Genomic DNA, 12,507 nt, shown 5'->3' with positions numbered 1-12,507 from the left:
ATATTGGTTTCTTGTAACATTTTTTATTCTAAAACGTCTACAAGAAAACTAAACTGCATGAAATATCTAAAAATTAGTAATTTATTATTACTCCTAACAGTATCATTTTTATTTCTTAACTGTACAAAAAACAACAAAACTAAAATTGAAAAAGAAAACAATACCTACGTTATAAAAAACGTCAATATAGTACCAATGACAGAAAATAATAATGTTATTGAAAATGCTATAGTGGTAATTCACAATAACAAAATAGAATCTATAAATGATTCTGTACCTTCTAAAGCAACAATTATTGATGGAAAAGATAAATGGCTTATTCCTGGACTAATTGATATGCACGTACATACGCTGAGCAATGGTAGTTTTTCTCAAGGATATGCTACTAGAGGTTCTACAGTAAACTTTAACACACAGAACTTAATGACTCCATACATTGCTAATGGAGTTACTACAGTATTTGAGTTAAGTGGAAGGCTTGGACACTTTTCGCAAAGAGATAAAATAATGGAAAAAAGTGTTATTGGGCCTCGTATGGCAATAGCTGCTGTAATTGATGGTAAAGGCAATGAAATAAAAGCTACAACTCCTATAGAAGGAAGACAATCGGTTAGAAATGCTAAAGGTTTAGGATATAGATTTATAAAGGTTTATACATGGTTAAACGAAGAAACCTTTAAAGCTGTTATTGATGAAGCTGAAAAACAAAATATGAAAGTTGTTGGACACATTCCTACAGCCTTTGAAGATAAACCTGCTGAAGATTTATTTGTACCACATTTCGGACTCATTGCACATGCTGAAGAATTATCTAAACAAACGAATGATTTTAGTTATGAAAAAGCACAAGAGTTTGCTCATTTAGCTAAAGAAAATAATACTTGGTTAATTCCGAACTTATCTAACATGGTTTGGATTTTAAATCAGGCTAAATCATCAGAAAATATTCAAAACCTATCAAGTTTAAAGTATGTACACCCATTAATGCAGAGTAAATGGTTAAACTCGAATCGTTTTTCTGGATCTTCTCCTAAATTAATCGAATTCTTTAACAAACAAAAAGATTTTCATAAACAGATTGTTAAAGCTTTTAAAGAAGAAGGTGTGCCTATGCTCGCAGGAACAGATGCTGGTATTTCTGGAATTGTTTGGGGATTTTCTCTTCATGATGAATTGGAATTACTAGTAGAAGCTGGATTAACACCTGAAGAAGCATTAACTTCGGCAACTCGTTTGCCAGCTGAATGGCTTGAAATTAGCGATAAAACTGGAACTGTGGAAACAGGAAAGTTTGCTGATTTAATTTTACTGGATAAAAATCCATTAGAAAATATTAAAAACACACGTACCATATCTGGCGTATTTGTAGATGGAAAATGGCTAGATAAAGCTGAAATTGATACAATGCTTTTAAAAGTAGCTAATTGGAACGATGCTAATAAAGAAAAGTTTCAATGGAAAAATAGGAAGAATTTATAGCTCTATAATCAACAATATACAATATTACAATCCAAATAGAAAGCTTTATAAACTTTCTATTTGGATTGTTACATAATTAACTAAGCTTGTTAATTTCTACTTTTTAAAACATTTTCTATATCAGTAATCGTAAAACCTTTGGCTTTTAATAAAATTAAATAGTGATATAATAAATCGGCAGCCTCGTTTTTAAATAATTCATCATTGTTGTCTTTCGCTTCAATAACTACTTCTACAGCCTCCTCTCCTACTTTTTGAGCTACTTTGTTAATTCCTCTTTTGTAGAGTTTATTAGTATAAGACGTTTCTACATTATTGTCTATTCTGTCAGAAATAATACTTTCTAACGAATACAAAAAACCTTTAGACGTTTCCTCACCAAAGCAAGAAGTTGTTCCTTTATGACAAGTAGGTCCTTCAGGAGTAGCTTTAATCAACAAGGTATCATTATCACAATCTACCTGAATATCTTTTACCCATAAAAAGTTTCCTGATTCCTCACCTTTTGTCCAAAGTCTATTTTTACTTCGGCTATAAAAAGTAACTTTTCCTTCTTTTTGCGTTTTAGTGAAAGCTTCTTCATTCATGTACCCTAACATTAGTACTTGTAATGTGGTATTATTTTGTATTACTACTGGAACCAATCCATTTCCTTTTGAAAAATCTATATTCATCGTATAGCTATGTTTTGTTTTTTTAATTCGTTTTTTAGTACGGGTACCGGTATTTCACCAAAGTGAAAGATACTAGCAGCCAATCCTGCACTGGCTTCTGTTTTTGTAAAAACTTCTATAAAATGCTCTACCTTTCCTGCTCCTCCTGAAGCTATTACAGGAATATTTACCGTTTTACTCACTGCATTGGTTACTTCAATGTCAAATCCGTTTTTGGTACCATCATTATTCATAGAAGTTAATAATATTTCACCAGCACCTAATTTTTCTACCTCTTTTGCCCAACTCACAGTTTCTAATTCGGTTTCAAAAGTGCCTCCTTTAGTGAACACTTTCCAATTACTATTTACATTTTTAGTATCAATGGCAACCACAACAAACTGACTTCCAAATCGATTTTTTAAATCACTTATTAATTGCGGATTTTTTACTGCGGAAGAATTGATACTTACTTTATCTGCTCCGGCTTGTATTAAGGCTATAGCATCTTCTACAGTGCTGATTCCTCCACCAACAGTAAATGGAATATTAATTTCTTGCGCAATTGTTTTTACCAATTCAACCAAGGTTTTTCTATTCTCTAAAGTAGCTGTAATATCTAAAAATACTAATTCATCTGCTCCTTGTTTTACATATTGTTTTGCTAATTCTACTGGATCTCCTGCATCCTTAATATCAATAAAATTAACTCCCTTTACAGTTCGTCCGTTTTTTATATCCAAACATGGGATAATTCTTTTCTTTAACATCTCTTAGCTTATAAATTCTTGTAATTCTTTTAAACTTATGTTTCCTTCATAAATAGCTTTACCTACAATGGCTCCTTCACAACCAATTTCTTTTAATCGATGTAAATCATTGATATTGGCTACTCCTCCACTCGCTATTAAGTTTACTGAGGTTTTACTTAAAATTTCTAAATATAAATCTAAAGAAGCACCTTGTAACATTCCATCTTTAGCTACATCTGTACAAATAGTATTTGTAATACCTATTTCTTGATATTCACTTATAAATTCAACAACATCAACTTCTGAGGTTTGCAACCAACCATTGGTCGCAATTTTTCTGTCTTTACAATCTGCTCCCAAGATTATTTTATCCATACCATATTTAGTTAACCATCCTATAAAAACATCTGGATCCTTTACCGCTATACTTCCTCCTGTTATTTGATTTGCGCCACTTCCAAATGCTATTCGAGCATCTTCATCTGACTTTAAACCTCCTCCAAAATCAATTTTTAAATTGGTTTTTGTTGCTATTTGTTCTAATACTTTGTGATTTATAATTCGGTTAGATTTTGCGCCATCTAAATCAACAACATGTAAATATTCTATTCCGTTTGCCTCAAATTCTTTAGCTACTTCTAACGGATTTTCATTGTATATTTTTTTTGTGTCATAATCGCCTTTAGTTAAGCGGACACATTTTCCTTCTATAATATCTATTGCAGGTATAATTCTCATTTTTAATCTCTTTTTATAACTCTAAAAAATTATTCAATAATTGCTCCCCGACATCGGCTGATTTTTCAGGATGAAACTGCATTGCATAAAAATTATCTTGCTGCATAACGGTACTGAACGGAAGAATATAATCACAGGTAGCCAGTGTATTTTTAGATACTTCTGCATAATACCCATGAACGTAGTATACATCATCTTCTAGAGCTATGTTTGTAAACAGTTTAGATGATTTTAATTCAGAAAAATTATTCCACCCCATATGTGGTACTTTTTCTTTTGGTGGGAACTGTTTTGTACGCGCATCAAAAATGCCCAAACATTTGGTATCTCCTTCTTCTGAATATGTACACATTAGTTGTAGTCCCAGACAAATTCCTAGTACAGGCTGTTTTAGGGAAACAATTAATTCATCAAGATTTCTTTCTTTTAAGTATTGCATTGCTGAACTAGCTTCTCCAACCCCTGGAAATATTACTTTATCTGCCGATTGTATTTCTTCTGGATTATCGGTAATAATACTTTCATACCCCAAGCGAGTTAACGCATTTTGTACCGATCGTATATTACCTGCGTTATATTTTATAATAGCTATCATATTTTAATTATGAATGATGAATTTTAATTACAAATTATTTCCTCATACTATTGAATAACTCATAATTCTTAATTCGTAATTGATTACAGAACTCCTTTTGTTGATGGTAAAATCATCTTCTCTACATCTCTTTTTACAGCTACTTTTATCGCTTTTGCAAAAGCTTTGAAAATGGCTTCTATTTTGTGATGTTCGTTAGTACCTTCTGCTTTGATATTTAAGTTACATTTAGCACCATCTGTAAACGACTTAAAGAAGTGATAAAACATTTCCGTAGGCATTTTACCTATCATTTCTCGTTTAAAATCAGCTTCCCAAACCAACCAGTTTCTTCCGCCAAAGTCAATGGCTACTTGAGCTAAGCAATCGTCCATTGGTAAACAAAATCCGTAACGTTCAATCCCTAGTTTATTTCCCAATGCTTTATAAAACACTTCTCCTAATGCTATCGCTGTATCTTCAATAGTATGATGCTCATCTACCTCTAAATCACCTTTTACTTGTATATTCAGATCCATTTGACCATGACGCGCTATTTGATCTAACATATGATCGAAAAAAGCAATACCCGTATCAATCATACTTTTCCCTGTTCCATCTAAATTTACTTCTACTTTTATTTGAGTTTCATTGGTGTTTCTCTCAATAGAGGCAGAACGTTCTTCCAACTTTAAAAATTCATAAATCGTGTTCCAATCGTTACTCTCTAAAGCTATAAAATCATTTAACTCCTCTCTTTTTACAGTAATTTCATCAGTTCCTAAATTCGTTTCATCATTGATATAGATAGCTTTGCTTCCTAGGTTTTTAGCGAGTTCTACATCGGTTAAACGGTCACCTATTACAAAAGAATTTTTCAAATCATACTCTTTAGAGAAGTATTTTGTTAACAAACCTGTGTTTGGTTTTCTTGTAGGTTGATTGTCTTTAGCAAATGTTCTGTCAATGATTTCTTCTGCAAACTCAATACCTTCTTCTTTTAAGGTATTCATCACAAAGTTGTGTACTGGCCAAAACGTGTTTTCTGGATATGCTTCCGTTCCTAATCCATCTTGGTTCGTGACTAACACTAATTCAAAGTCGAGTTCTTTGGCTATTTTACTCAATCCTTGAAAAACCTTTGGATAAAATTGTAATTTTTCAAATGAATCTGTTTGTTCATCTGCTGGTTCTTTGATTAAGGTACCATCTCTATCTATAAATAATATTTTTTTCATCGTCTTTTTAAAATTTAAAGTGAATTTTCAACTTTATCAGATGTAACACTTAATTCTTTTAATGCTGTCATTAATTTTTTGTTTTCTTTCTCACTTCCTATTGTAATTCGTATGCAATTATTTACCAAGCTATTCCTGTTTCTTGTTATAATTTTTTGCTCTACTAATTTGGTATACAATTCATTCGCATTTGTAACCTCTATTAGTATAAAATTAGCATCTGAAGGATATACTTTTTTAACCAGCTCAACGTCCTCTAGCTGCTTTTCTAATTTTTCCTTTTCATTAAGAATTATATTTTTTTCAATTTCAAACTGAGCTAAATTATCTAGCTTATTAAGCACAGCTTCTTGATTTAAAGCACTAATATTATAAGGAGGTTTTACCTTATTATAGAGGTCTATAATATCCGAATTAGCATACGCTACTCCAACTCTAACACTTGCTAATCCCCATGCTTTACTGAAGGTTTGGCTAATAATTAGATTTGGATAGTTTTTTAATTGATTTATAAAAGATTCTTTAGTGCTAAAATCAATATAGGCTTCATCAATAATTACAATTCCCTTGAATTTACTAAGAATAAACTCAATTGTTTCATTTTTAAAACAATTTCCTGTTGGGTTATTTGGTGAGCAAATGAATATTAATTTTAAATTTTCATCTTCTAAATAACGTTCTAAAACATCTGTATTTATCTGAAAATCTTTATTTAGGGCTAATTCAATCAATTCAATATCATTAATGGCTGCGGAAACATTATACATTCCATAAGAGGGTGTAAAAGTTAGTGCTTTGTCTTTCCCTGGATTACAAAATATTCTAAATGCTAAATCGATTACTTCATCACTTCCATTTCCTATAAAGATTTGATTCTCATTTGCATCTTTAATTTCAGACAATCGTTTTTTAATTGCTATTTGTTGTGGGTCTGGATAACGATTTAAGATACCAAATGGATTCTCATTGGCGTCTAAATACACTTCAGCAACTCCTTTGAATTCATCTCTAGCAGAAGAATAGGCTTTTAGCTGTTGAATATTAGGACGTACTATTTTTTCTAAATTAAACATTACTAAGCTCTTTTAATCTAACTGTTATTGCATTTTTGTGTGCTTGTAAACCTTCAGCTTCTGCCATCAATTCTATAGCTTCACCTAAGTTATCTATACCTTCTTTAGTTACTTCTTGAAAGGTTATTTTCTTTACAAAACTATCTAACGAAACACCACTGTAGTTTTTTGCATAACCGTTTGTAGGCAATGTGTGATTAGTTCCGCTAGCATAATCCCCAGCGCTTTCACAACTGTAATTTCCTAAAAATACTGAACCTGCATTCATAATTCCATCAATATATTCAGAAGCTTTTTCTGAAGCTATAATTAAGTGTTCTGGAGCATATTCGTTACTAAAGTTTATACATTCTTCTTTAGAGTTAAAAACCACTGTAAAACTATTTTCTATTGCTTTTTTTGCAAGTTCTTTTCTAGGTAAATCTTCTAACTGTTTCTTTAACTCTACTTCCACATTTTTAGCAACTTCTTCTTTAGTAGTTACCAATACTGATTGACTGTCTGCTCCGTGTTCTGCTTGCGACAACAAATCAGCTGCTACAAACACAGGATTGCTAGTTTCATCTGCAATTACAAGTACTTCACTAGGACCCGCTGGCATATCAATAGCTACTCCTTGTTGTTGTACCAACTCTTTTGCCTTAGTTACAAATTGATTTCCTGGTCCTAAAATTTTATATACTTGAGGAATTGTTTCTGTTCCGTATGCCATGGCTCCAATTGCCTGTGCACCACCTACTTTAAAAATTTTAGTTACTCCTACTAAAGATGCAGTATATAAAATAGCTGCATTCACTTTACCTTCCTTATTGGTTGGTGTGCATAATACTATTTCTTTACAACCTGCTATTTTTGCTGGAACTCCTAACATTAGAATTGAAGAAAATAAAGGGGCTGACCCTCCTGGAATATATAAACCTACTTTTTCGATAGCAACGTTCTTCCTCCAACAAGTAACTCCTTTTGTTGTTGTTACCTTTTTAGTTTCTTCTTTTTGAGAAGTGTGAAATTTTTCAATATTAGATTTTGCTAATTGTATAGCAGATTTTAACTCGTCTGAAACTAGTTTTTCTGCCTCTTCCAGCTCTTTTTCAGATACTTTTAAAGAGTTTAGAGAGACTCCATCAAATAATTGAGTATACTTTTTTAAGGCTTTATCTTTATTTAGCTTTACATCATTAAGTATGGTTTTCACAGTTTCTTGCAAGCTGTTTTCATTTATCGTAGCCCTTTTGCAAAGTGAACTCCAAGTTTGTGCTATTGGATTTTTTATAATTTTCATCTGTTTATTTTTATTGTTTTTAACTGTCATACCTCGACTGTAGTTCGTATAAGTACGAGGAATTAAATCCTTGTCTATCTCCCTGCTATTAAACAACCATTTTTTCTATTGGACACACCAAAATTCCTTCTGCTCCATTGTTTTTTAACTCGTCTATAATTTCCCAAAACTGATTTTTATTTAATACAGAATGTACAGAGCTCCAACCTTCTTCTGCTAAAGGAAGTACTGTTGGACTGCGCATTCCTGGTAAAATATCAATGATTTTGTCTAGTTTTTCATTCGGAGCATTTAGCAACACATATCTTGATTGTCTTGCTTTTAATACTGATTGAAGCCTAAATTGTAATTTGTTAAGTATTGCTTGTTGTTTTTCTTGAATCTTAGGTGAAACTGCCAATACAGCTTCCGATTTTAATAGAACTTCTACTTCTTTTAAGTTGTTTTTAAATAAAGTTGAACCACTAGATACAATATCACAGATTCCGTCTGCTAAACCTATATTTGGAGCTATTTCTACAGAACCGTTAATGATATGTAATTGTGATTTTATGTTCTTCTTTTCTAGAAATTTTAAAACTGTGTTTGGATATGAAGTTGCTATTTTTTTATTCTGAAAGTAGCTTATTCCTGTATATTCCTCATTTTTAGGAATTGCTAAGGACACTTTACATTTTGAAAAGCCTAGTTTTTCTATGAATTGAATTCCTTCTCCTTTTTCTATTAACAAGTTTTCTCCGATAATGGCTATGTCAACTACTCCATCTTTTAAATACTGTGGAATATCTCCATTTCTTAAATAGAATATCTCTAACGAGAAGTTACTTGCTGAAGCTTTTAATTGATCTTTACCGTTATCAATAGAAACTCCACAATCTTTTAAAATTTGTAGGGAGTCTTGATTAAGTCTTCCTGATTTTTGTATGGCTATTTTTAATTTACTCATTTCTAGTTTTGAATGGGTTTGAGTAAATCGTTTTTGAGAAGATTGTTTCCTGGCGCCTTGGAAATAAAAAACCCGTTTGATTTACTCAAACGGGTTTAAAATATATCTTGATTTTATTCAATACATTTTCAGCTCGCCTGAGTGCAAGTATGAAAATGATGATGATGTAATTGAATAAAATTCATTTCTTTGTTTTTGTTGTTACAAATATCTGTAATAAAAATTGAATTATGCAAATTATTTTTAATAAAAAATAAAACCACCTGAATTACAGGTGGTTTTTATGTTTATACCTAAAGTAGGTTGTATTATTTTACAAAATCAATTTTACGCATACGTAAGCTTTCAGGAGTAACTTCTAAGTACTCATCAGCTCTAATATACTCCATACATTCTTCTAGAGAAAAATCGATTTTTGGAGCAATTTTAACACTATCATCGTTACCTGAAGAACGTACATTAGTTAATTTTTTTCCTTTAATTAGGTTTACAGCCATATCATCTGCTTTGGCATTTTCACCAACAACCTGACCTTTGTATATTTCTTGGTTAGGATCGATAAAGAAGCGTCCTCTATCTTGTAAACGGTCAATTGCATAAGCAGTAGCCTTTCCTGTTTCAGAAGAAATAATAGCTCCTTTTAATTCTTCAGCAAATTCTCCTTTATATGGTCCGTATTCACTAAATCTATGGTTTATAATTGCTTGACCAGCTGTTGCTGTTAATATTTTATTACGTAAACCAATTAATCCTCTAGATGGAATTGTAAACTCTAAGTGTTGTAAGTCACCTTTTGGTTCCATTACTAATAAATCTCCTTTACGTAAAGAAACTAAGTTAATTGCTTTAGATGCTACATCTTCAGGAACATCAATAGATAATGTTTCGTATGGTTCACTCTTAACTCCGTCAATATCTTTTAAAATTACTTGCGGACGTCCAACTTGTAACTCATACCCTTCACGACGCATTGTTTCTATCAATACTGATAAATGTAATACTCCACGTCCGAAAACGTTGAATTTATCTTCAGTATCCGTTTCATCAACACGTAACGCTAAGTTCTTTTCCATTTCCTTAAACAAACGATCACGTAAGTGACGAGAAGTTACAAACTTACCTTCTTTACCAAAGAATGGAGAGTTGTTAATTGTAAATAACATACTCATAGTAGGTTGATCTACTTCAATTCTTGGTAATGCTTCTGGATTTTCTAAATCTGCAATAGTATCACCTATTTCAAAATCATCAATACCAGTAATAGCACAAATATCTCCACTACGTACTTTATCAGTTTCTGCTTTACCCATTCCTTCAAAAACGTGTAATTCTTTGATACGTACTTTTTTCGTAGATCCATCCGCTTTACAAAGCATATATTCTTGGTTCTTTTCTAAATCTCCACGATATACACGTCCAATAGCAATTCTTCCTTTAAAAGAAGAATAATCTAACGATGTAATTTGCATTTGTGGTGATCCTTCACGATAAGGTGCTTCAGGAATTGTTTCGATAACAGCATCTAATAAATCAATGATATCTTCCTTTGGATCTTGCCAATCTGTACTCATCCAACCATTTTTAGCTGAACCGTAAATGGTTGTAAAGTCTAATTGATCTTCATTTGCTTCTAAAGCAAACATTAAATCAAATACTTTTTCGTGTACTAAATCTGGTGTACAGTTTTCTTTGTCTACTTTATTTACTACTACGATAGGAGTTAATCCTAATTCGATAGCTTTTCCTAATACAAAACGTGTTTGAGGCATTGGCCCTTCAAAAGCATCAACCAATAATAAAACTCCATCTGCCATCTTTAATACACGCTCTACTTCTCCACCAAAGTCGGCGTGACCAGGAGTATCAATTACATTAATTTTAACTCCTTTATAGTTTACTGATACATTTTTAGATAAAATAGTAATACCGCGTTCACGCTCTAAGTCGTTGTTATCTAATAATAAATCAGTACGCTCTTTACGTTCGTCTAAAATTTTAGCTTGATCTATAATTTTGTCTACCAAGGTTGTCTTTCCGTGGTCAACGTGTGCTATAATAGCAATGTTTCTTATTGATTGCATTCGTGCTTATTTTGAAGCTGCAAAAGTAGTGTTTTATTGTTTATGAATTACGAAATTTTATTTATGAATTCGTAATGTTTCATTTAAAACCTTATAAAAGCGTCTTTTTATATGCTTTTCTCTTGTTTTTAAAGAGTTTTAAATGATTTTATTTTTTATCATACTTAGATAAAAAGCATAATTTATAGGGAAGTTATTCTAACTTAGGGTCTTCCAACTCTTCATCATCTGCCTTAAAAGCGCTTGGTAGAATGTCTGGAATTAATTTTATAAGTAAAGGCAAAAGTAATGCTCCTCCTGGTAGCATAAACACTGTAAATGCAGGAATTGCTTTGCAAATATCAAGTGTTTGTTCTTTTACTTTTGCCTTTTCTTCGTCTGTTAATGAAGTTGTTAGTGACTTTCTAACAAGAAAGATAAGCTCCTTACTTTCTTGGAGCTCTTTAGCTAATCTTTTTTTGTTTTTATTGATAGCTACTTTTATTTCATCAACTGTATTCATTAAAGCTTTCTACGTGCTTTTTCTGTTTTAAGTAAATTCAATTCTCTCGAAGTTTGTCCAGCTACGGAAGTATTTTCCTCTGCCCTACGTATTAAATACGGCATAACGTCACGAACAGGCCCAAAAGGAACATACTTCGCCACATTATATCCTTCTTTAGCTAAATTAAAACTAATATGGTCGCTCATTCCATATAATTGACCAAACCACATACGTTTATCATTAGCCGCAATATTATGTTCTTTTGCTAAGTCCATCAATAAATATGAACTATCTTCATTATGAGTTCCAGCAAAAATTGCCATATTTTTGTGATCCATCATATAACGAACTGCTTCGTTATAATTGTCATCAGTTGCTTGTTTATCTACACAAATAGGAGATTCATAACCTTTTTCTTTGGCTCTTTCACGCTCTTTTTCCATATAAGCTCCACGAACAACTTTCATTCCAATATGATATCCTTTTTGATGTGCTCTTTGGTGTAAGTTTCGTAAATACTCCATACGATCGTGACGATACATTTGTAGCGTATTAAAAACAATAGCCTTTTCTTTATTGTAAATTTCCATTAACTCTTCAATTAAATCATCAGCAGCATCTTGCATCCAACTTTCTTCAGCATCTATCAATAACGGAACATCTTTAGCTTTTGCTGCTTTACATACAGTATGAAAACGTTCTACAACTCTATCCCACTCTACTTTTTCCTCTGAAGTTAATTCTTTTCCTTCAGTTAACTTTTGATATAAAGCGAAACGCCCAAAACCTGTTGGTTTAAAAACTGCGTAAGGTATAGATTGTTTTTCTTCAGCAAAATCAATCGTTTTTAAAGTCATTTTTAAAGCGTCATCAAACTGAGCTTCGTCTTCTTTTCCTTCAACTGAGTAGTCTAAAATACTATGTACATTACCTTGTTCGTACATTTTTTCGATATTCGGTAAGCAATCATCTTCACTTACTCCTCCACAAAAATGATCAAAAACTGTTGAACGGATTAACCCTTCAACTGGTAAATGTGCTTTTAAAGCAAAGTTTGTTACCGCAGTACCTATTCTAACCATTGGCTGGCTCTGAATCATTTTAAACAAAAAATATGCGCGTTCTAACTCTGAGTCAGATTTTAATTTAAAAGCAGTTTCTGTATTGTCAAAAAGTCTCATTATCGAGGTAATATTATATCTTAATT

12 protein-coding genes are annotated in these 12,507 nt (G+C 31.9%); 1 reads left to right on the top strand and 11 read right to left on the bottom strand.

Annotation, left to right across the window (positions count from 1 at the left end):
* The first annotated feature begins 57 nt into the window (after positions 1-57).
* Entirely contained in the window at positions 58-1,479 is a 1,422-nt protein-coding gene (locus tag C8N27_RS06990; RefSeq protein WP_121146791.1) for an amidohydrolase family protein, read from the top strand.
* Positions 1,480-1,568: 89 nt separating this feature from the next.
* Here the strand turns inward: C8N27_RS06990 and hisIE are convergent, their stop codons facing one another.
* From hisIE to C8N27_RS06935, 11 genes are all read right to left on the bottom strand, one after another.
* Positions 1,569-2,153, bottom strand: a complete 585-nt coding sequence (gene hisIE / locus C8N27_RS06985) for a bifunctional phosphoribosyl-AMP cyclohydrolase/phosphoribosyl-ATP diphosphatase HisIE (protein WP_121146790.1) — start codon at positions 2,151-2,153, stop codon at positions 1,569-1,571.
* Entirely contained in the window at positions 2,150-2,902 is a 753-nt protein-coding gene (gene hisF, locus C8N27_RS06980) for an imidazole glycerol phosphate synthase subunit HisF (RefSeq protein ID WP_121146789.1), read from the bottom strand. Before hisF ends, hisIE begins: the two co-directional genes overlap by 4 nt.
* A gap of 3 nt (positions 2,903-2,905) precedes the next feature.
* Complete coding sequence (gene hisA, locus C8N27_RS06975) at positions 2,906-3,622, bottom strand: 1-(5-phosphoribosyl)-5-[(5-phosphoribosylamino)methylideneamino]imidazole-4-carboxamide isomerase (RefSeq protein WP_121146788.1); 717 nt, start codon at positions 3,620-3,622, stop codon at positions 2,906-2,908.
* A 13-nt stretch (positions 3,623-3,635) separates the two neighbouring features.
* A complete protein-coding gene (gene hisH, locus C8N27_RS06970; RefSeq protein WP_099214454.1) occupies positions 3,636-4,217 on the bottom strand; it encodes an imidazole glycerol phosphate synthase subunit HisH in 582 nt (193 codons plus the stop codon).
* Positions 4,218-4,300: 83 nt separating this feature from the next.
* Entirely contained in the window at positions 4,301-5,434 is a 1,134-nt protein-coding gene (gene hisB / locus C8N27_RS06965) for a bifunctional histidinol-phosphatase/imidazoleglycerol-phosphate dehydratase HisB (RefSeq protein WP_121146787.1), read from the bottom strand.
* A gap of 14 nt (positions 5,435-5,448) precedes the next feature.
* Complete coding sequence (gene hisC, locus C8N27_RS06960) at positions 5,449-6,507, bottom strand: histidinol-phosphate transaminase (protein WP_121146786.1); 1,059 nt, start codon at positions 6,505-6,507, stop codon at positions 5,449-5,451.
* A complete protein-coding gene (gene hisD / locus C8N27_RS06955) occupies positions 6,500-7,789 on the bottom strand; it encodes a histidinol dehydrogenase (protein WP_099214603.1) in 1,290 nt (429 codons plus the stop codon). Before hisD ends, hisC begins: the two co-directional genes overlap by 8 nt.
* An 88-nt stretch (positions 7,790-7,877) precedes the next feature.
* A complete protein-coding gene (hisG, locus tag C8N27_RS06950) occupies positions 7,878-8,735 on the bottom strand; it encodes an ATP phosphoribosyltransferase (RefSeq protein WP_121146785.1) in 858 nt (285 codons plus the stop codon).
* A 308-nt stretch (positions 8,736-9,043) separates the two neighbouring features.
* Positions 9,044-10,816: a translational GTPase TypA gene (gene typA, locus C8N27_RS06945; RefSeq protein WP_121146784.1), complete on the bottom strand. Its 1,773-nt coding sequence runs from the start codon at positions 10,814-10,816 to the stop codon at positions 9,044-9,046.
* Between the two features lie 193 nt (positions 10,817-11,009).
* A complete protein-coding gene (locus C8N27_RS06940) occupies positions 11,010-11,318 on the bottom strand; it encodes an LETM1 domain-containing protein (RefSeq protein ID WP_099214460.1) in 309 nt (102 codons plus the stop codon).
* Entirely contained in the window at positions 11,318-12,481 is a 1,164-nt protein-coding gene (locus C8N27_RS06935) for a proline dehydrogenase family protein (protein WP_099214461.1), read from the bottom strand. Before C8N27_RS06935 ends, C8N27_RS06940 begins: the two co-directional genes overlap by 1 nt.
* Positions 12,482-12,507: the final 26 nt, after the last annotated feature.

The organism is Tenacibaculum discolor, assembly GCF_003664185.1.
Lineage (GTDB): Bacteria > Bacteroidota > Bacteroidia > Flavobacteriales > Flavobacteriaceae > Polaribacter > Polaribacter discolor.
The sequence above is the reverse complement of the archived record's forward strand: the minus strand, read 5'-3'. Positions and strand labels throughout refer to the sequence as shown.

Coding starts and splice junctions, on each gene's coding strand:
- hisIE (WP_121146790.1), bottom strand. CDS start 2,153: ATGAATATAGATTTTTCAAAAGGAAATGGATTGGTTCCAGTAGTAATA.
- typA (WP_121146784.1), bottom strand. CDS start 10,816: ATGCAATCAATAAGAAACATTGCTATTATAGCACACGTTGACCACGGA.
- C8N27_RS06940 (WP_099214460.1), bottom strand. CDS start 11,318: ATGAATACAGTTGATGAAATAAAAGTAGCTATCAATAAAAACAAAAAA.
- hisF (WP_121146789.1), bottom strand. CDS start 2,902: ATGTTAAAGAAAAGAATTATCCCATGTTTGGATATAAAAAACGGACGA.
- hisG (WP_121146785.1), bottom strand. CDS start 8,735: ATGAGTAAATTAAAAATAGCCATACAAAAATCAGGAAGACTTAATCAA.
- hisC (WP_121146786.1), bottom strand. CDS start 6,507: ATGTTTAATTTAGAAAAAATAGTACGTCCTAATATTCAACAGCTAAAA.
- C8N27_RS06990 (WP_121146791.1), top strand. CDS start 58: ATGAAATATCTAAAAATTAGTAATTTATTATTACTCCTAACAGTATCA.
- hisD (WP_099214603.1), bottom strand. CDS start 7,789: ATGAAAATTATAAAAAATCCAATAGCACAAACTTGGAGTTCACTTTGC.
- hisB (WP_121146787.1), bottom strand. CDS start 5,434: ATGAAAAAAATATTATTTATAGATAGAGATGGTACCTTAATCAAAGAA.
- hisA (WP_121146788.1), bottom strand. CDS start 3,622: ATGAGAATTATACCTGCAATAGATATTATAGAAGGAAAATGTGTCCGC.
- hisH (WP_099214454.1), bottom strand. CDS start 4,217: ATGATAGCTATTATAAAATATAACGCAGGTAATATACGATCGGTACAA.
- C8N27_RS06935 (WP_099214461.1), bottom strand. CDS start 12,481: ATGAGACTTTTTGACAATACAGAAACTGCTTTTAAATTAAAATCTGAC.